This is a genomic window from Auritidibacter sp. NML100628 (assembly GCF_003185985.1).
GTDB classification, from domain to species: Bacteria; Actinomycetota; Actinomycetes; order Actinomycetales; family Micrococcaceae; genus Auritidibacter; species Auritidibacter ignavus.
This window is the reverse complement of sequence record NZ_QHLP01000009.1, coordinates 14584-34942: the sequence shown is the minus strand read 5'-3', so window position 1 is coordinate 34942 and position 20359 is coordinate 14584. Positions and strand designations below refer to the sequence as shown.

Annotated in this window: 16 protein-coding genes and 1 tRNA gene; 6 read left to right on the top strand and 11 right to left on the bottom strand. The window is 59.9% G+C overall.

Annotation, left to right across the window (positions count from 1 at the left end):
- The first annotated feature begins 63 nt into the window (after positions 1-63).
- Positions 64-1587 carry a protein kinase gene (locus DCC24_RS07545; RefSeq protein ID WP_233492025.1) on the top strand — a complete coding sequence of 508 codons (1524 nt, stop codon included), beginning with the start codon at positions 64-66 and terminating at the stop codon, positions 1585-1587.
- Positions 1588-1598: 11 nt separating this feature from the next.
- Here the strand turns inward: DCC24_RS07545 and DCC24_RS07540 are convergent, their stop codons facing one another.
- Entirely contained in the window at positions 1599-3008 is a 1410-nt protein-coding gene (locus tag DCC24_RS07540; RefSeq protein WP_110099314.1) for a class II 3-deoxy-7-phosphoheptulonate synthase, read from the bottom strand.
- 93 nt (positions 3009-3101) lie between these two features.
- Here DCC24_RS07540 and DCC24_RS07535 point away from each other — a divergent pair, with 93 nt between their 5' ends.
- From DCC24_RS07535 to DCC24_RS07525, 3 genes are all read left to right on the top strand, one after another.
- Positions 3102-3971 carry a carboxylesterase gene (locus DCC24_RS07535; protein WP_158524633.1) on the top strand — a complete coding sequence of 290 codons (870 nt, stop codon included), beginning with the start codon at positions 3102-3104 and terminating at the stop codon, positions 3969-3971.
- Entirely contained in the window at positions 3964-4419 is a 456-nt protein-coding gene (locus DCC24_RS07530; protein WP_110099312.1) for a hypothetical protein, read from the top strand. Before DCC24_RS07535 ends, DCC24_RS07530 begins: the two co-directional genes overlap by 8 nt.
- Positions 4420-4579: 160 nt before the next feature.
- Entirely contained in the window at positions 4580-6400 is a 1821-nt protein-coding gene (locus DCC24_RS07525; protein ID WP_110099311.1) for a long-chain fatty acid--CoA ligase, read from the top strand.
- 7 nt (positions 6401-6407) lie between these two features.
- Here DCC24_RS07525 and DCC24_RS07520 read toward each other — a convergent pair whose 3' ends face one another.
- Positions 6408-7859: a mycothione reductase gene (locus tag DCC24_RS07520; protein WP_110099310.1), complete on the bottom strand. Its 1452-nt coding sequence runs from the start codon at positions 7857-7859 to the stop codon at positions 6408-6410.
- 177 nt (positions 7860-8036) lie between these two features.
- Complete coding sequence (locus DCC24_RS07515) at positions 8037-11552, bottom strand: pyruvate carboxylase (RefSeq protein WP_110099309.1); 3516 nt, start codon at positions 11550-11552, stop codon at positions 8037-8039.
- A 291-nt stretch (positions 11553-11843) separates the two neighbouring features.
- Here DCC24_RS07515 and DCC24_RS07510 point away from each other — a divergent pair, with 291 nt between their 5' ends.
- Entirely contained in the window at positions 11844-12677 is an 834-nt protein-coding gene (locus DCC24_RS07510; RefSeq protein ID WP_110099308.1) for a ParA family protein, read from the top strand.
- Between the two features lie 166 nt (positions 12678-12843).
- On the opposite strand, the gene DCC24_RS07505 is transcribed toward DCC24_RS07510, so the two are convergent.
- The 4 genes from DCC24_RS07505 to DCC24_RS07490 all read right to left on the bottom strand — a co-directional run bounded on the left by DCC24_RS07505 (position 12844) and on the right by DCC24_RS07490 (position 15325).
- Positions 12844-13443: a MerR family transcriptional regulator gene (locus tag DCC24_RS07505; protein WP_233242807.1), complete on the bottom strand. Its 600-nt coding sequence runs from the start codon at positions 13441-13443 to the stop codon at positions 12844-12846.
- A gap of 272 nt (positions 13444-13715) precedes the next feature.
- Entirely contained in the window at positions 13716-14468 is a 753-nt protein-coding gene (locus DCC24_RS07500) for a MerR family transcriptional regulator (RefSeq protein ID WP_233242808.1), read from the bottom strand.
- A 121-nt stretch (positions 14469-14589) separates the two neighbouring features.
- Positions 14590-15039, bottom strand: a complete 450-nt coding sequence (locus tag DCC24_RS07495; protein WP_110099306.1) for an FHA domain-containing protein — start codon at positions 15037-15039, stop codon at positions 14590-14592.
- Positions 15040-15251: 212 nt separating this feature from the next.
- Positions 15252-15325, bottom strand: a tRNA-Pro gene (locus tag DCC24_RS07490).
- A 124-nt stretch (positions 15326-15449) separates the two neighbouring features.
- Between DCC24_RS07490 and DCC24_RS07485 the strand changes: the two genes are divergently transcribed.
- Positions 15450-15983 carry an adenine phosphoribosyltransferase gene (locus DCC24_RS07485; RefSeq protein WP_110099305.1) on the top strand — a complete coding sequence of 178 codons (534 nt, stop codon included), beginning with the start codon at positions 15450-15452 and terminating at the stop codon, positions 15981-15983.
- A gap of 25 nt (positions 15984-16008) precedes the next feature.
- Here the strand turns inward: DCC24_RS07485 and der are convergent, their stop codons facing one another.
- From der to DCC24_RS07465, 4 genes are read right to left on the bottom strand one after another with little or no spacing between them, the layout of a single operon-like run.
- Positions 16009-17538 (bottom strand): ribosome biogenesis GTPase Der, encoded by a 1530-nt coding sequence (gene der / locus DCC24_RS07480; protein ID WP_110099304.1) that lies wholly within the window; start codon positions 17536-17538, stop codon positions 16009-16011.
- Positions 17535-18260: a (d)CMP kinase gene (cmk, locus tag DCC24_RS07475; RefSeq protein WP_110099303.1), complete on the bottom strand. Its 726-nt coding sequence runs from the start codon at positions 18258-18260 to the stop codon at positions 17535-17537. Before cmk ends, der begins: the two co-directional genes overlap by 4 nt.
- Positions 18261-18263: 3 nt before the next feature.
- Positions 18264-19394 carry a prephenate dehydrogenase gene (locus tag DCC24_RS07470; RefSeq protein WP_110099360.1) on the bottom strand — a complete coding sequence of 377 codons (1131 nt, stop codon included), beginning with the start codon at positions 19392-19394 and terminating at the stop codon, positions 18264-18266.
- A 44-nt stretch (positions 19395-19438) separates the two neighbouring features.
- Positions 19439-20356, bottom strand: coding sequence for a pseudouridine synthase (locus tag DCC24_RS07465; RefSeq protein WP_110099302.1), 918 nt, complete (start codon positions 20354-20356; stop codon positions 19439-19441).
- Positions 20357-20359 lie beyond the last annotated feature (3 nt).

Below are 20359 nucleotides of genomic sequence, written 5' to 3'. Positions count from 1 at the left end.
TGAAAGCCACCCCGCTCGGCGCTGTCTCATCAACCATTAAGACTCAGCCATTATCCTGGTGGGGTGACTTCCTCAGCTCAAGACACTCTGATCGGGGTACTGGTCGACGACCGGTACCGGATTCTCGATCGACTAGCTCGTGGCGGGATGTCGACGGTCTACCGGGCCCTCGACACCCGCCTCGATCGCGAAGTTGCGCTGAAAGTCCTGTATCCGCACCTAGCCGAAGACCGTGCGTTAGTGGCTCGATTCGAACAAGAAGCCAAGACAGCTGCGAAACTTTCCCACCCCAACGTCGTCAACGTCTATGACCAAGGCGAAGGGCACACTCCCACAGGGACTGTGGTCTACTTGGCCATGGAGTATGTCAGTGGTTTTACCCTGCGTACCGTAGCGACCCGTCAGGGCGCGCTGAAACCGGATACCGCGATGACATACCTCACCGCGATGGTCCGCGGTATTGCCGCTGCGCATCAAGCGGGACTGATTCACCGCGATATTAAGCCAGAGAACGTTTTGGTGTGTCCTGAAGATGGTCGCATCAAGGTGGCAGACTTTGGCCTGGCGCGCGCCGCCACACAACACACCGGCACCGGGGCCACGTTGATGGGTACGGTGGCCTATATTTCGCCCGAACTAGTTTCGGGGAAGAAAGCCGACCAGCGTTCCGATGTTTATGCCACCGGTATCGTTGCCTACGAGCTACTGACCGGGCGTCAGCCTTTCGTCGGCGATACCGCCGTACAGGTAGCGTTCCAGCACGTCAATGCGCGAGTGCCATCGCCCGCCAATCTGGTTCCGGAATTACCCGAACTGCTCGTCGACTTCGTGTTGGCATGTACGGAGCCAACCCCGGAAGACCGACCCCACGATGCCCTGGAAATGCTCACCATGCTCGATGCCGCCCAACAGTCGCTAGACGCTCTGGGTCATCCCGCGTTGAGTCCCCGACAGGTGGTGCAAGACTCGGCTGGAATTGTCCTGCCCACCCCACCGACAAGCCCGCCTTCACAACAGCAACCGACACCAGCTCATCCCACCAGGATGAGCCCGGAGGATGACGCTACCGCTGTGGTGGCTCCCGAAACCGATGCAACGGTTCCGGCAACCTCAGCACCGGTTTCTGCGCACGACGACGATGCAACACAGCAACCACAGCATCCAAGTGTCACCACGCAACGGTGGGTTGCTGATTCTCCGGAGGTAATGCCTCCAGCAGACCGCACCACTATTTACGCGCAAGCCACTCCCCGACCGCCAGAGACGACCCCCTCGGCTGCCGCACCCCAACCGTCCTCGATGGCCACGCCACGGCAACCCCGGCTCAAAGGCCGGGCACTGACACCCACACACCGACTGTCTCAGCCCGAACCACTGCGCGGGTTGATGATCAGCATTGTAATCGTGATGCTCGCAGCCGTTGCTTTACTCGTCGGCTGGATGCTGGCCGGACATTTATTCCTCAGCACTAGTGCTGGCGTTCCTGCCCTTTCAGCACAGGCCGAAGTTCCCATACGGGCCGAGATGGACAGCACACCCCCGGAAACCTGGTGCAAGTTCTCGACGGCTTCCGAGGGCGATAACTGATTGATGGTGACTTAGTGGCGTGCGTCGTTTCGCGGGTGGGACAGAGCCTCGGAAACCAAAAACGCTAATTCCAGCGACTGCTGATGGTTCAGGCGCGGGTCGCACAGGGTCTCATACCGATCAGCGAAGGCCGATTCGTCAATCGCGCCGGCACCGCCCAAGCATTCAGCGACATCGTCACCGGTCATTTCCACGTGCATACCGCCGGGGTGAGTGCCTAAGGCGTGGTGGACTTCGAAGAAGCCCCGCAACTCATCGACAACATCGTCAAAGCGACGGGTCTTGTATCCATTGGCTGCGGTCACCGTGTTGCCGTGCATCGGATCGGTCACCCACAGCGGGGTGGCTCCCGAGTCACGAACGGCTTCGACCAACGGCGGGAGGTTCTCCCGAATCTTGGATGCGCCCATCCGGGAGATGAAGGTGATGCGTCCCGGCTCGCGCTCTGGGTCGAGCTTATCAAGTAGCTGTAGTGCGTCCTCAGGTGTGGTGTTCGGGCCGAGCTTGACCCCAATCGGGTTGCGCACCTTGGACAGGAACTCCACGTGAGCCCCGTCAATGTCGCGGGTGCGCTCCCCGACCCACAGGAAGTGTCCGGAGGTGGCGTAGGGCAGACCAGTACGTGAGTCCAACCTGGTCAGGGCACGTTCGTAATCCAGCAACAACGCTTCATGGGCAGCGAAGAATTCGGTGGTGCGTAGCGCCGTGAAATCCGCCCCGGCTGCGGCCATGAACCGCACGGCACGGTCGATTTCTCCGGCGAGTTCGTCGTAGCGAGCGTAGGCCGGGTTGGACATAAAACCTTTATTCCAGGCGTGCACAGCCCGTAGGTCGGCAAAACCTCCCTGGGTGAAAGCACGAATAAGGTTCAGGGTCGATGCCGAGGTGTGGTAGGCCTTGAGCATCCGTTCCGGATCATGGCGGCGGGCTTCTTCGGTGAATTCGAAGCCGTTGACGATCTCGCCGCGGAAACTGGGCAAGGTCACTCCATCACGGGTTTCGGTGTCCGAGGAACGGGGCTTAGCGAACTGGCCTGCCATCCGGCCCATTTTCACCACTGGCATGGACGCGCCGTAAGTCAGCACCACCGCCATCTGCAGTAGGGTTTTGACGCGATCGGAAATTTTATTCGCGGTGGCTCCGGCAAAGGTTTCGGCGCAGTCACCGCCTTGGAGCACGAAGGCGTCTCCGGCTGCGGCGGTGGCCAACCGCGAGCGCAATACGTCAACCTCGCCGGCGAAAACGAGCGGAGGCACCACGGATAGTTCATCAATCACGTGCTGTGCGAGCTCGGGGTCATACCACTCAGGAGCCTGTTTGATGGGCTTGGCCTGATAGTCGTCCAATCCTGGATACTGTGCGGCACCTTCAGAGAAGGTGGTTCCGAACGGTTGCACTCCTGCTGTGGCGTCAAAACTCATAGAATGAGTCTACGAAGTTGAGGACCGGTTGTCAGGTGCATGAATCTAAAAGACAAACCTCCCGAGAAGACCCCGGGGAGAAGGAGAACAACCGTGACGAGTAACCCGCAGCAACAGCCCCTGGACCTGGTGGGCCGTCCTTCAGGGATGCTGGCCGAAACGAGCACCGGTGTCTCGATGACGGCGGTAATTTTCCACGGTTTTACGTCTGGCCCGGCCTCCATCGCTCCGTGGGCTTATGACTTGGCCGAACATGGCGTCAACGTGGTCGCTCCCTTACTTCCCGGACACGGGACGCAGTGGCAAGATCTTGCCCGCACCAGCGCCGACGAGATTCGTGCCTCAGCGGCAACCACCGTCTTAGCGGTTCTCGACCGCCAGGGCCAGCAACGCCATGCCGGACACACCACCCGGCTAGTGGTGGGCGGACTATCCATGGGAGGCCTCCTGGCTCTAGATGCGGCCGCGCATCTGCCTGAAATTGACCGAGTATTTCTGGTCAATCCCGCGCTTGAACTTCACAGATGGACCAGCATCGCCGCATGGTTCACGCCGTTGCTGGCCCCTCTGGTACCCACCATTGGCTCTATCGCTGACGATATAGCCGATCCATACGCGCTGTCTTCTGACACCGAGACACCGCTGTCAGAACATGCCTATCCGCGGACCCCGCTGGCTGCGGTCGAGCAACTCGCCCGTTTGATGCGCACCATACGTGGCGAGCTCTCAAAGATTTCCACCCCGGTGACCGTCTACCGTTCTACCGAAGATCAGCTGGTCTCAGATCGGTCCCTGTCGACCTTGCGTCGGCACATGGCAACAGAGCTTTTGGAGATCGTTCCACTACCCCATTCTCGTCACGTGGCGACACTGGACGCCGATGCTACGCTGATACACCAACACAGTCGCGCAACGCTATTACACGAATTCAGTCTGACCAGAGCCGGGAGAGCAGATGCCTGATCGTTCACCTGATGAGCCACACAGCGAGGAGCAACGGTGGCGGGACATCGTCTTAGAGCTCGGTGGGAGCGACACGCAGGCCACAGCGCCGGCTCCCGTCGACAGGACAGCTCACCAACACGGCGAAACCTCCACCACAACAACGCCCCGCGGACCAAGGGATTACACTCTGGCCGAGGAACCCGATGAAGATTTCGTCCCGGCGACACCCCGGCCGATTTTTTCTGGTTCTCCCCGTGCTGTGCTGTCCTGGGTCACCGTCATCGGTATCCCCCTGATCTTTTTCGTGCTCTGGGTACTACCCGGCGTGCAGCTATCGTGGTGGTTCACGACAGGACTGTGGTTCGCCTGGTTCGGGGCCGCGGTCAGTTTATTTTATCTGTTACCGCGAGATCGATATAGTCGCCGAGACAGTGATGATGACCATGGGAGTGGGGCCAGGGTTTAAGTTACCGGCTTGTTTTTGGCTCCCTGACTTGCAGTGTAGGCGGAATCCGCTCCGTGCTAAGAGGTTACCCGTCTTTCGTAAATCCTGGCCATACGGACTAATATTGTGAGTTGATACACATCTCTCTAGCCACATTTTGGACAGCGCCAGGAGGATTTTTATGAAAGAAATCGTCACCGAATCAGCCAGGACCGTTGATCGGACGGAAAATATCACCGATTTGCTCGAGCACCAAGTGGTAGCGGATCGCAACCGCGCTCTTTTTGCTCGGCAAACTTCTCCTGGCGAATGGACCGACATTTCCTCTGCGACCTTCCAGGCCGAGGTGAAAGAACTCGCTCGGGCTCTGGCCGGCATCGGCATTGCACCTGGTGACCGAGTGGGCATCATGTCCGCCACCCGCTACGAATGGACGCTGGCCGATTTCGCCATCTGGTACGCCGGAGCGGTGACTGTCCCGATTTACGAAACCTCATCGCCGTCGCAGGTGGCCTGGATTCTGGAAGACTCCGGTATTAAAGCTGTGCTGGCAGAAAACCCCACTCACCAGCAGGTCGTCGAGCGAGCAGTGCGCCAAGAAAATCTCGACCCTCTAGTGGGCATCTGGCTCTTCGACGAAAACCTCGACGAACTGCGTGCTCACAGCCAAGAAGGCCCCGACGCCGAGGAAATGGAACGGCGTCGCACTATTGCCACACTGGAAGACCTAGCGACGGTAATTTACACTTCGGGCACCACCGGCAAACCGAAGGGGTGTGAACTCACGCACGGCAACTTCTCCGAACTCTCCCAGCAAGTCCTGTCCACAGAACTGGGCGACGTGGTGCGTCCGGGACACTCCACGGTGCTATTTATCCCCCTAGCTCACGTCTTCGCCCGTTTTATCGCGGTAATCGCTGTAGCCGGGGGCGCCCGGGTGGGACACACCGCCAATATCAAACAGCTGGTCCCAGATTTGCAGAGTTTCAAACCAGACTTCCTGTTGGCCGTGCCCCGGGTATTTGAGAAGGTCTACAACGCTGCGAAAATGAAGGCCGATGACTCCGGCCGTGGCAAGATCTTCGAAGCCGGCGCCCAGACCGCGGTGGATTATTCGACCGCTCTACAAGATGGCAAGGTACCCCTCGGCCTCAAGCTCAAGCACGCTCTGTTCGATAAGCTTCTCTACAACAAGATCAAAGACGCCATGGGCGGTCGAGTGACCCACGCGGTCTCCGGAGGTGGCCCGCTCGGTGCCCGATTGGGGCACTTCTTCCGGGGTGTGGGGGTCACCATTCTAGAAGGCTACGGACTCACCGAGACCACTGCTCCGATCACCGTCAGCATGCCCTCGGAACTGCGCATCGGTAGTGTGGGACGCCCCATCCCGGGTAACGCCATCAAGATTGCCGACGACGGTGAAGTACTGGCCAAGGGTGTCTCCGTGATGCGTGGCTACCGCAACCGTCCTGACCTGGCCGACAGCACCTTCACCGACGGCTGGTTTGCCACCGGTGATCTCGGCGAGCTAGATGAGGACGGGTACCTGTCCATCACCGGCCGGAAGAAAGAACTGATTGTCACCGCCGGTGGTAAGAACGTTTCGCCCTCACAGCTGGAAGACGTGTTACGTTCCGACGTGTTGGTCTCTCAGGCCATCGTGATTGGTGATCAGCGTCCCTTCGTGGCCGCCCTCGTTACCATCGATGAAGAAACCGCCCCGGACTGGTTGCGTCAGCAGAAGCTGGACCCGGAGATGTCAATCAAGGAGATGTCCCAGCATCCCGACATCATTGCCCACGTCCAGACACTGGTGGACAAGGCCAATGACACCGTGTCTCGGGCCGAATCAATCCGTGAGTTCCGCATTACCACCGAGGACTTCACCGTGGAGTCCGGACAGATGACCCCGTCGTTGAAGATCAAACGTGAGGTCGTCACCCGCGACTACGAGGACCTGATCGAAGAGATCTATGCCAAGCCCAAGCCGAAAACCTCCTAAGCTGGGGTCAGACCAGCCCGGAATCCGGGACCTCCAAACCCAGCAGTGCGTTTTCGACAACTTCCGCCAAAGCCGGGTGAATCCAATACTGGCCGCGTGCCATCGTGTGGGCGTCGATGCCGAGGCTCATTGCTTGAACCAACGGCTGAATCAGGTTTGAGGAGTCCTCACCGATCAGGTGGGCACCTAACAGGGTTCCGGTACTGCGTTGGGCAATGAGTTTTACGAAGCCGAAGGCATCTCCCATCGCCCAACCATAGGCAACATCGGCGTACTGCTGGACCTTGATCGTGAGATCATCGTCGTCGTATTGGGCGCGGGCCTGTGCCTCGGTGAGTCCAGCACTGGCTATTTGGGGCCGGGAGAACACTGCGGCCGGAACCGGGTCCAGCCGGGCGGGCTTAAGCTGGTCCGGGTGGTCCATATTGTGATTGACCACCCGCTGTTCGTGATTGGCCACGTGCTTGAGCTGGTGGTCATTGGTGATATCGCCCAGCGCCCAGACCCCGGGCAATACCTCACCGTTGGAGAGCACCCGTAAATACGGGTCGGTGGAAATGCGGTGGTGTTCGTTGGTATCAATGCCGGCGGCGGTCAGGTTCAGTCGGTCGGTATTGGGCACCCGGCCGGTGGCGATCAGCACCACATCGGTTTGCACACTGAGATCCGCGCTCTGGGACTGATCGGCAGAGTTCTCTTCGGTGTTGACTGCAGTAAAATCAGCAACCACCTGATCCCCGTCAGTTTGGCGGATACCGTTAAGTGTATACCCGGTGGTGAGCTGCCATTGTTCCTGGGCTCGTTGGGTAAAGGCCACCGAGATCTCCTCATCCTGGTGACGTAAAAGCCGGGGACTGCGGTTGACCTGGTGCACGGTCGAACCGAGACCGGAAAAAATGGCGGCAAATTCGGCGGCGATATATCCCCCACCAATGATCAGGATGTGTTCAGGCAATTGTTCGAGACGCATCACCGTATCGGAGGTGTGGACCTGTGGCAGATCCACACCGGGCACGTCAGGAATCCGCGGACGCGACCCGGCGGCAATCACGATCTGTTCGGCTTCGATCACCCGCCCCGATGCGCTGGTGAGCTGGCGTGGTCCGGTGAAATGGACTTCTTCAGCAATCAGAGTCGTGTGTTCGAGTTCTTCATCGCGGTAGGCACGCCCTGAGTCAGAGATCGCGTCAATGCGGGAGAATACTCTGTCTCGCAGTCCCGACCAGTCAGCCCCATTGAAACTGACATCGACGTTAACCTCAGCGGCAGGTTCTGGGGTGGAGGCCACGGTGGAAGGATAGACATACATTTTGGTGGGGATACACCCTTTATTCAAACAGGTCCCACCAAATACCCCGGAATCGATGATGGCGACCTTCTTGTCATCCCAGCTCTCGGTGATCACCGAGTTTCCAGAACCAGACCCAATAATCGCTAAATCGTAATGTTCAACGCTCATGCCCCCATCCTAGTGGGTGCTTGTCACGGTGAAGAGGCCACTGAAACATCACCACCTTTCGGCGCACTTCACATCGTTAAGCCTGAGCCGCACAGATGATCACGGCGCCCGCCGACCCGGGGATACCGGCCGACAGGCGCCGTTGGTATGGTTCGTCGGTGATTGGCCGGTGCTGGCCTAGTTCTCCGGGTCGATGACCAGGACCAGATCGCCACCGTCGACCGGGGTGGGCTCGGTGAGAACCACGCGCTTAACGATGCCTGCCACCTGGGTGGTAATCGCAGCTTCCATCTTCATCGCCTCGATGGTGGCCACAGTGTCACCGGCGTCAACGGTGTCGCCTTCTTCGACCTGGACGGTCACCGCACCGGCGAACGGGGCAGCGATGTGTCCGGGTTGGTCGCGGTCTGCCTTTTCGGCCGATCGGACGGTGGACTCCACGGAATTGTCGCGGACCTCAAGCTGGCGGGCCTGGCCGTTGAGAGTAACCATCACGGTGCGCATGCCCTTTTCGTCAGGCTCAGAGATCGACTGCAGGGTGGCCAGCAGGCGCACACCGGTACCCAACGAAATCACGTGTTCCATGCCCTTGGTCATACCATAGAGGAAGTCGCGGGTATGCAATACAGAGGTGTCACCGTAACGACGAGTATGCTCCTCATACTCGCGGGTGGGTCCGGGAAACAGCAGTCGGTTCAGCGTTTCTTGACGTTCCCGACCGGGGCGCTTGAGCGCCGCGGAGTCCTCGGCCGAGACCGTCTCGTCCTGTTGCGGGGAAGTCTCCCGACCCTGCAGGGCCTTAGTGCGGAAGGGCTCAGGCCATCCTCCGGGAGGATCGCCCAACTGACCGGAGAGGAAGTCGATAACCGAGGAAGGGATGTCGTAGTTCTGCGGGTTTTCTTCGAAATCGGCTGGGTCGGCCTGTGCCGAAACCAGAGTCAGGGCCAGGTCGCCAACGACCTTCGAGGACGGGGTGACCTTCACTAAGTTGCCCAGGATCTTATTGGCGGCACCATACATATCCTCGATCTGTTCGAAACGATCGGCTAGACCTAGCGAAATGGCCTGCTGACGCAGGTTGGACAGTTGTCCGCCGGGGATCTCATGCTGGTACACACGACCGGTCGATGCCGGGATGCCGGATTCGAACGGCGCGTAGATACTACGCACGGTCTCCCAGTAGGGTTCCAGACTGGCAACGTCGTCCAAACCCAGACCGGTCTCGCGGTCGGTGAAATTGGTGGCGGCCACCAATGCCGACATCGACACCTGCGACGTGGTACCCGACATGGACGCGACCGCCACATCCACGGCATCCACTCCAGCTTCGGAGGCAGCCAACAGGGTAGCCAGCTGACCACCGGCAGTGTCGTGGGTGTGCAGGTGTACCGGTACATCGAACCGGCTACGTAGCTCGGTGACCAACCGGCGGGCGGCCTCCGGACGCAACAATCCGGCCATGTCTTTAATACCGAGCACGTGTGCCCCGGCGTCCACCATGCGTTCGGCCAGATTGAGGTAGTAGTCCAGCGTGTACAGCTTCTCATCTGGGTCCAGCAGGTTACCCGTATAGCACAGGGCCGCTTCTGCGACCGCACTGGTGCGCTCCCGGACCGCGGTGATGGCGGGGATGATCTGTTCGACGTCATTCAGCGCATCGAAGATCCGAAAAATATCGATCCCGGTTTCAGCAGCCTCAGCCACGAAGGCTTCGGTCACTTCTTGCGGGTACGGCGTGTACCCTACGGTATTGCGTCCACGCAACAGCATCTGTAGCGGGATATTCGGCATGGCTTCACGCAAACGAGCCAATCGGTCCCAGGGGTCCTCAGCCAAGAAGCGCAATGCCACGTCGTAGGTGGCCCCGCCCCAGACTTCAGCCGAGAACAATTGCGACAGACGGTGCGAGACCGCAGGGGCTGCGGCCAGCAGGTCGCGAGTACGGATACGGGTGGCCAAAAGCGACTGATGGGCATCACGGAACGTGGTGTCGGTCACGGCTAGCCCCTGATGTTCACGCAGGGCTGTGGCAAAACCTTCGGGGCCCTTGTCCAGCAAGACCTCCCGCCAGCCAGCAGGTGGCTCGACCTTATGGGAGACACCGTCAAAGGGAGAACGCTCCGGCTCCTCACGCTTATCCCCGGGGAAGCTGGGCAACTTATCGCGAGGGTCAATGCCTTCGACACGAGGACCATGTGGCTGATTGACAGTAACATCGGCCAAATACTGTAAGGCCCGGGAACCACGGTTCTTGGAACGATTAATCTGGGTCAGCTCGGGGTGCTGGTCAATGAAGTCCGTGGCAACATCACCGGCGATGAACTGAGGGTCATCCAGCACGTTAAGCAAGAACGGGATATTGGTGGCCACCCCACGAATTCGGAATTCAGCCAAGGCCCGGCGTACACGGCGACGGGCGGCGGCGAAATCGCGACCGCGACCGGTGAGCTTGACCAGCATGGAGTCAAAGTGCGGGGAAATCTCGGCACCGGTGTAGATGGTGCCACCGTCGAGGCGAATACCTGAACCCCCCGCAGAACGGTAAGCCGACACGGTTCCCGTGTCCGGGCGAAAGTCATTGGCCGGGTCTTCGGTGGTGATACGGCATTGGATGGCCGCACCGCGCAAACGCAGGTTCTCCTGGGTGATGCCGAGATCCTCCAGGGACTCACCGGTGGCGATGCGTAACTGCGAGGACACCAGATCGATATCGGTGACCTCTTCGGTCACGGTGTGCTCGACTTGAATGCGGGGGTTCATCTCAATGAAGAAGTGCTCGCCGGCACGCTCACCGGCGGTATCAACCAAGAATTCCACGGTACCGGCGTTGACGTAGTTCATGGACTTTGCGAATTTCACCGCGTCCCGGTAGAGCGCCTGCCGGATGGAGTCATCCAGGTTCGGGGCCGGCGCCATCTCCACTACTTTCTGGTGGCGACGTTGCATGGAGCAGTCACGTTCAAAAATATGAACCACATTACCCTGGGAATCGGCCAGCACCTGGACCTCGATGTGACGAGGACGCACCACGGCCTGCTCAAGGAACACGGTGGGATCTCCGAAAGCAGTGTCGGCCTCCCGCATCGCCGCCGACAGCGCATCAGGAAGATCTTTGGCATGCTCGACACGGCGCATCCCCCGACCGCCACCGCCAGCAACTGCCTTGACGAACAGCGGGTAGCCAATGTCGTCAGCCTGAGCAATCAAGGCCTCGGCGTCATCGGTCGGATCAGTCGACTGCAACGTCGGGATACCAGCCTGACGGGCAGCCCGGAGTGAGGCCACCTTATTACCGGTAACTTCCAGAACATCGGCCGGCGGACCCACAAAGGTCAAACCAGCTTCGGCAGTCTTGCGCGCCAGTTCCGGGTTCTCGGAGAGGAAACCATATCCGGGATAGATCGCTTCGGCGCCAGCTTGCTGGGCCACGCGAATGATCTCGTCCACATCCAGATAGGCGCGAACCGGGTGCCCCTCTTCACCAATGAGGTAGGCTTCATCGGCTTTCTGCCGGTGAATGGAGTTGCGGTCTTCATACGGGAAAACCCCGACCGTCTTTGCCCCCAGCTCATAGCAGGCACGAAAGGCACGCACCGCGATTTCTCCGCGGTTAGCCACCAGTACTTTCGAAAAACCGGTCGGCTGATCGGACTGTGCCGGTCGGTTCGGCTGGACTGAGTCTTTACTCGCCACGAGACCTCCAAGGTTGCGCCGTTTCCACGCCCGGGTCGCACCACGGCTCACCCAAGCTAGCGTGGTTGATTCGTCACCGGCTCAACCCCAGCAGGGCACGAGACGGTGGGTCCTCCCATAGTTTAGCGACTCGTCTGATCAATCTCTCGTATGAGGCGTTCATGACCAGCGATAACAGCTGGTGGCGTATCTTTTTGTCAATGGCCCGCTGTGAAAACTGTTCATCATCATGGTGGTAAGCACGCTAGACTATGGTGTTGTTTCGTAACGTCTACGTGAGGATCCCTAACGGTGCAGGTCATTTCCATCTCGAGCCTCAAGGGTGGAGTCGGTAAAACCTCGGTCACCCTCGGGCTGGCGTCAGCAGCTCGAACCGCCGGCATGTCGACGCTGGTGATCGACCTCGACCCACACGCCGATGCCACCACCGGGTTGGGAATGAAGCAGGGCTTGAACACCCAGGATATCGGGACGTTATTGCGTAAGCCGAAGAAAGCCGATCTGAACACCAATGCCGAACCGGCCGGTTGGACTGAGTCTGACGCCGAACCTTCCTCGCCCATCAACGGTAGCCGGTTGGATGTGGTCCGTGGGTCGTCCACGACCTCCATGTTCGAGCGTATCTCGACTCGTTCTCGCGATGTGAACCGTCTGGCCGTGGCCCTCGATCGGGTGCGCGGTTATGATCTCGTGCTGATCGACTGCCCGCCGGCATTGAACGGAGTGACCAGGATTGCCTGGGCTGCTTCCACCGATGTGGTCCTGGTTGCTGAACCGTCGCTGTTTTCCGTAGCGGGTACTGAACGTACCTTGCGAGCTTTGGATCAGTTCCGCCGCGAGTTTGCCCCCTCTATTAAGAGTATTCGTGTGCTGGCAAATCGTGTGCGCACTGCCTCAACCGAGCACAAGTACCGGCTTACCGAAATGGAGCGGATGTACGGTGACCGCCTATTGCCACTGAGCATTCCCGAAATCTCCAACTGGCAACAGATCCAGGGCGCAGCATGGCCGATTCATCTCTGGCCGGGTGAGACCGCAGCGAGAACGGCCCGACAGTTCGACCAGCTCCTGCAGGAAATAACCCAGCACCAGGAGTCCTCCCGTCGATCTCGACGAGCCCAGTAATCCGCGGTGTCGAGAGTGCTGACAACCTCGCCCGTCGTCATTGCCTGCGGGTAGCGCCCGGACCGCGGGAACAACAGTCCACCTCAACCAAGCGGGCTGTTTCCATATCGTGTGTGTCTTTCGGCTTCCCAGCACCCCAGGCTGGAAAGCCACGCAACGAGTGGCTTTAAGAGGCCGACTGACGGCGGGCTTCCCGGCGTGCCGACAGCTCGTCGCCAGGGAACGACTGCACGCCACGAGGATGCTGGGCGTCTTCGACCAAATATTCTGCTGGCAACTCGGCCAACGTGCCTTCGACCTCGCGCCATACCCGTCCGACAGCAATACCATAGACACCCTGTCCGCCCTGCACCAGGTCGATCACTTCATCTGCGGAGGTGCACTCGTACACCGAGGCACCATCAGACATCAGGGTAATTTGAGCGAGATCTTCGACACCGCGCTCACGCAGGTGCTCAACAGCGCTACGAATCTGTTGCAGAGAAACGCCGGTATCCAACAGACGCTTAACCACCTTGAGGACCAAGATGTCACGGAAAGAATAGAGGCGCTGTGACCCTGAGCCCTTAGCACCGCGCAGGCTCGGCACGACCAACCCGGTGCGAGCCCAATAGTCCAGCTGGCGATAGGTGATGCCCGCAGCGTTGGAGGCAGTGGGGCCCCGATAACCGATCTCTTCAGCAAGCCAGGGCGCGTCATCACTGAAAAGTACGCCTTGAGCCTGGCGCTCGGCGTCTGTCTGTCCCGCGTCATGGATACCTGACACGATTCCTCCTGTTTCCGCGCTCCATTGTGGGGAAGTTTCTGAGTCGCGTAGACGGGCTGAAACTACCCTTGAGACTATGGTAGCCCTCGACCCGACAGAACTCATGAGGTGAGTGATCTGGAACGTCTAAGATAACGCTATGCGGTGAGCTGTCCCGGGTCAAAGACCCTGCCCATTTTTCTCCAGCGTGTCGCTCGAGTTTACATTTGTCACAACAGTATCAGTAGCGCGGGAGACTCGCAGTCGGCACTTCCCTGGGTCCAGTGGTGGCATTATTCGTCAGTGGCCTCGGCGATTTCTGCACCGATCACCGCCGCATGTAGTTCAAGACAGGCCTGAGAGATATCGCGGGCAATTTCTTCACGCTGCGATGCCGCCGTAGTCTGGGCGGAGTTTTTCAGCCCGGCGGTGGCTTGTTCGATGAGCCCCAATTCTCGATCAGCCATCATCCGGAACGGGCGGAGGTGGCGGGCCTCAAACCCATGAGTGGACAAAACCATAGCCGCCCGCACTACTTTCAGAGCGTGCTCCGTGTAGCGACCGGAGTCAGTGGGCCAGATCAGTTTATTGGCTTCAAGTCCGGCGATCAGTTGTTCATCGGCACCAGTGGTGCCGATAAGCTCCGAACGGGTTAGGGGGCGGGCATGACCGGCAATTTCTTGGGCGAGCTGTTCGGAGACGCTACGAGGTTCAAACCGTAGCCCCCCGGGCAAAGATTCAGGGTGTTGTCCAGCATCCACAGCGTCCAGATAATCTTTGATCACCCGCAGGGGAAGGTACTGGTCACGTTGGACCGAGAGAATGAACCGCAACCGCTCGATATCGGTATGGGAGTATTTGCGATATCCTGCCGGTGTCCGTCGTGGGGTGATGAGTCCCTTTTCTTCCAAGAACCGAATTTTTGAGGCCCGCACCTCGGGGAACTCATCATTGATTTCAGCCAGAACCTCGCCGATGGTCAGCAGTCCTGCCACTCCACGCGAGGAACCGGAGGGATAGGCATTCAGAGCAGAAACGGGATTCACAACACGACCTTCAGAACGTCAGTCACGGGTACAACAGATCACCACTCGGTTCCCGCACAGCGAGCCGATCGCTCTAGCACATCACGGGAGTCACCCTCGAGCTACGCCAGCCAAGGTGGCGCTACTGAACCGGTTGAATACCTTCGTAGTAGGTCAACCGGAATTTGCCGATCTGAACTTCCATACCGGACCGAAGCTTGACTGAATCAACGCGGTCTTGGTTGACATAGGTGCCGTTAAGCGATCCGGTGTCGTAAAGAACGAAACCGTCTTCGACGCGCTGGAACTTCGCGTGCTGGCGGGAGACAGTGACGTCATCGAGGAAGATGTCAGCCTTGGGGTGCCGTCCGGCGACGACTTCATCACGGTCGAGCAGGAATCTGGACCCTTGGTGTGGACCTTCGTGGGCGACCAAAAGAGCCGAGCCGACGGGCAGAGCATTAATTGCTGCCCGATCTTCTGCGTTCATAGAGCGTTCACTGATTGGCTCAAATCGAGGCAAACCGACCGTGGTCGTCTCGATTGATTCGTCCTGGGGCTCTCCTCCAGGGACCGCACCGTAATGTGCCATACCGCTCGCATGTCCTTCCTCAACGTGACGCACACGATGTGATCGCGTGTGACCTCTGAAGTCCCTATTCTATCGGTTTCACAGCCGTGATGCACTGAGGAATTTTGACGACATTTTGTCAACGAGAACCGGTTACACCGCCGGCAACAGCACATCAGAAAAGCCCAGCTCAGACATCGTGCCTGAGCTGGGCTTGTTGCTGATCTATTCGGTCGGGCTGACAGGATTTGAACCTGCGACCCCATCACCCCCAGTGATGTGCGCTACCAAGCTGCGCCACAGCCCGAATCGTGTGGTCTCCGAAGAGCACCTGGAATATACTACACCAGGTTAACCCGGAATGACGAAACGGAAGGTCGACGCGGAGATGACCGGCACGGACGTGGTGCGAACACCGTAGACTGGAGACCATGCAACACTCCCCGGTTTCCACCGCAGAACTTGATCGTGCGCTGTCCTTGATTCGTTCGGTACCGGACTATCCAGAACCGGGGGTGACATTCCGCGATATTACTCCACTCTTGGCCGACCGGCGGGCCTTCACCTCTTGCATGGCAGCCTTGATCGAACCATATGCTGGTGAGTTCGATGTCGTCGCCGGAATCGAGGCTCGGGGGTTTATCTTGGCTGGTGCCTTAGCGGTCGAGGCCAACCGTGGCTTCATCCCGTTGCGCAAAAAGGGCAAGCTCCCCCAGCCGGTTGCCTCAGTGAACTACAACTTGGAATACGGCACGGAAACCATGGAGGTTTCGGCCGACCTGGCCCCGGGGATGAAGGTGTTGCTCGTTGACGATATTTTAGCTACCGGCGGGTCGTTGCGGGCCGGAATAGATCTGATCCAGGCCCGCGGTGCCGAACTGGTCGGTATCACGGTGTTGCTAGAACTGGCAGGTCTCGGCGGTCGCGAGATTATCCCCGATGCCAAGGCCCTGTTTAGGCTCTAATCCTGGCCACTGTGTGGCGTGTGTGTTAACGCTTGCGCTTTTCGCGGATCCGCATGGTGATCTCAATCGGCGTCCCGGTAAAGTCAAACGTCTCCCGAAGCCGACGCTGAATGAACCGACGGTACCCGGGGTCCAAGAACCCGGTGGTGAACAACACAAATTTTGGAGGCCGGGCTGAGGCCTGGGTGGCAAACAGGATGCGAGGCTGTTTGCCCCCACGCACCGGGTGCGGATGGGCCGCGACCAGTTCCCCAATAAAGGAGTTGAGCTGACCGGTGGGGATGCGCTGATCCCAGGACGTCAGCGCAGTATCAAGGGCCGGCACCAGCCGGTTGTTGTGCCAGCCGGTTTTGGCGGAAATATTGATGCGTGGCGCCCAGGACACGTGGCTGAGGTCCAGATCGATTTCGCGTTCCAGATCATCCCGGCGCTCCTCATCCATCAGGTCCCATTTATTGAAGGCCAACACCATGGCTCGCCCGGACTCCAACACCATCTGGATAATCCGCACGTCTTGTTCGGAGACCACTTCGGGGGCTTCCATCAGCACCACGGCTACCTCAGCGCGGTCCAGGGCAGATTTGGTGCGCAGTGAGGCGTAGTAGTCGGACCCAGAAGCCATGTGTTGCCGTCGCCGGATGCCGGCGGTGTCAACGAATTTCCAGGTGCGACCATCCAGGGTGATCAGCTCATCGACCGGGTCGCGGGTTGTTCCCGCGGTATTGTCGACGACCACACGTTCAGCATTGGCCAGCGTGTTCAGCAACGAGGATTTACCCACGTTGGGTCGCCCCACCAGCGCCACTCGGCGCGGCCCGGTGAGATCTGGAGCCTGACCGTAGGCGGATTCTTCCGGCAGGGTGGCCACCACCGCATCGAGCAGGTCACCGGTGCCTCGACCATGGATGCCCGAGACCGGGAACGGGTAGCCGAAGCCCAGGCCCCACAGCATCGCCGCGTCAGCTTCCTGGTTCATCCCATCGACCTTATTGGCCGCCAGGATCACCGGCTTGCCGGATTTACGCAACATGGTGACCACTGCTTCGTCGGTGGCGGTGATCCCCACGGTGGCATCGACGACGAACATCACCGCATCGGCGCGTTCCACCGCGCGTTCGGCTTGTTCAGCAACGCGAGCGGCCATACCTTTGACCCCGTACTCCCAGCCACCAGTGTCAACCAGGGTAAAGTCCACGCCGTTCCATTCGGCCTGATACTGCACCCGGTCGCGGGTGACACCGGGAACATCTTCCACGACGGCTTCCCGGCGGCCGATGATGCGGTTGACCAGGGTGGATTTACCCACGTTGGGGCGACCGACCACGGCCAACACGGGAGGAACATGGTTCGGTTGGAATCGGAGCGGATCCTCATCCTCGCCAGCTGCTAACAGGGCGGTGTCCTCGTCATCGAGGTCATACTGTTCCAGTCCAGCCCGATACGCAGCTTCACGGTTGCGGTAGTCCTCATCGGTCAGCGCCGCAAAGGACTCGTCGACGGTGTCGGGACCCGAGGGGGTGAACTCAGTGTCGTCGTGGTCGTCACGCTCGGTCATGATCGGTATGTCCTCTCCGCCAATTGAGTCTGCACTGCCTGCAGTGCACTGGCAATCGTCTCGTCCAGATCCAGCTCGGTGGAATCCACCAGGGCCACCCCGTCGGCCGGTGTCATGAAATCCACCACCGAGAGGTCTCGTTGGTCCCGCTCGGTAATTTCGGCGCTTAATGCTTGGGTTGATTCTTGCTGTTGTTGCAGTCCCCGTCGGGCCATCCGAGAGGTCTCGGAGGCGGTCAACAACAGTCGCGCATCAGCCTGCGGGGCGACCACGGTGGTGATATCTCGACCTTCAGCCACAATGCGCGGGCTACCAGCGATGAGCTGACGTTGCCGGGCAATCAGAATCTCGCGTACCTGGGGAATGGTGGACACCGCCGAGACCATCGACGAGACGTTTGGGTCCCGGATGGCCTCGGTGACATCGGAGCCATCCAGCAGGATGAGTTGGGCATCAGGGTCGAGGTCCTGGTGCACCGGGATGGTTTGGACCAGCTCGATGATTCGTTCGGTCCGCTCCGGGCTGGGCGCAGTAGCCAGGTCCACTCCCTGGTGGTGGCACCACAGCGCGGCGGTGCGATACATCGCCCCGGTGTCCAGGTAGCGAGCCTGGAAATGTCGTGCGAGAGCTTTCGCCACGGTGGATTTGCCCGACCCTGACGGCCCGTCGATGGCAATAACCAACGGCGCCTGAGCGGTGTGGTCAGCACGGGGTGAAGTCATCAGCTAGAGCACCTTCCATCCTCGAGAGGTCAACTCCTGCACCAGGAGATCCTTTTGGCCCGGCAACACCGAAATCTCTAACATTCCGACCTGGTACCCAGCGGAGTGGTCCATGCGCAAATCCTCGACGTTGGTACCGACCTCGGCGACATCCTGCAAGGCCGCGAGGATCTGGCCGGGCGAGTCGTCCACCAGCACGGTGATAACCGCAAAGGATTGCGCAGGGTTGCCGTGTTTACCCGGAATTCTGGCCTGGCCACGGTTGCCTTCATCGATCAGCTGGGCCACGTCCAGGCGCGCCCCGAGAGCGGTGGGGTCCTCCAGGGTGGAAATCAGGCGGTCGAGATCAGCTTTCATCCCGTAGAGGTGTGGCAGGATTTCGGTGGAGTTAGCTGCCAGAATCTGGACCCACAGCCTGGGGTCACTCCCAGCAATTCTGACCGTATCGCGCAACCCGTTGCCAGCCAGTTCCAGCGCCTGAGACGGAATATTCTGCAACCGGCTGGCCAGCAGACTCGCGGTGATCTGGGGCATGTGTGAGACCAGGGCCACCGCACGGTCGTGATCAACCGGGTCGAGGCGGTAGACGGTCGCACCTAGCACCCGAGCGAGATCTTCGGCAACGGCCAGGGCGGTAGCAGCGGTGTCTGGCCGGGCGCATACCACCCAGGGGGCAGCAGTGAATAGTTGGCCACGGGCAGCGACCGGACCAGATTTTTCGCGTCCGGCCATCGGGTGGGTACCGATATACCGAGTGGCGTCTTGATCCGCGATCACACCGGTCTGGACTGCTTGATGCACCTGATCGGCGATGGCGACTTTGACCGAGGCGATGTCAAGGACCACCGCATGCGGGTAGTGCTGGAGTGAGTCAACCACTGTCTGGCCGGTGACGTCCGGGGGTGCTGCGACCACCACAGTACCCGGCTGAGCTTGCGCGGGGTCACAGACCGCTCCCGCGCCAATATCGGCGGCCACTGCCAGGGCGGAGGGCGATGGGTCGGACAAGAGCACCTCGACTCCGGCGGCGCGCAGGCCCAGACCGATGCTGGTCCCGAGCAGTCCGGTGCCACGAATCAACACGGGTTCGGCAATGGCATGTCGCTGGGAGACTTCTTCGGTTGCCTCGGCCAACGCTTGGGTATCGACCCGCTGAGTGCGGGAAAAACGTGGCTGGCTCACAGTCCCACCTCGGCCATCAGGTGACCGATTTCTTGCTGGTTAAGTACCCGGAGGGTGCCTTGACGCTGGTCACCAAGCACAATGGGGCCGTGCGCGACCCGGACCAAGCGTTCCACGGGATAGCCGACGGCTTTCATCATCCGGCGCACAATTCGGTTTTGCCCCGAGTGCAAGGTGATTTCACACAGCACATGTCCGGGAGTCGAATCCACCACCCGGAAGGAGTCCACCGAGACGATGCCGTCCTCTTCGACCTCAACGCCGGCGCGCAGTTGGGCGCCCACCCCTTTAGCCAACGGCCCGCGAACCTGTACCAGGTAGGTTTTGGCAATCTCGTAGGAGGGATGCGACATCCGGTTGGCTAGTTCTCCATCGTTGGTCAGTAGCAACAGGCCTTCGGTCTCATTATCTAGCCGGCCAATGTGGAACAGGCGCTGATCGGTGGTTTCGACGTAGTCGGCCACACAGCGTCGACCCTCGGGATCGTGCATGGTAGAAATCACGCCACGGGGTTTATTGAACGCATAATAGACGGTTTCGGGGTTGGTGTGGACGCGGATTCCGTCGACGACGATCTCGGCGGTTGTCGGATCCACGCGGGTGCCCAGCTCGGTGACGAGCACGCCGTTGACTTCCACCCGGCCTTCGGTGATCAGGTCCTCACAGACGCGGCGGGAGGCTACACCGGCCGCGGCCATGACTTTCTGCAGGCGTTGTCCATCCGGGGTGTGCTGAGCGCGCGCTGAACCGCGTCGGGCGGAAGCCGACGCGGAGCGCTGGGACTTTTGGACGGATTTCACCGGGCCAAGGGTGCGGTCGTAGTCTGCTCCGGAGAAGGGCCCGCCTTTCTGCCCTGCTTTCGGGGTACGACGGGACGAGGAATGTCCGGAGCCTCGCGGCTTGCGGGTTGCCATACA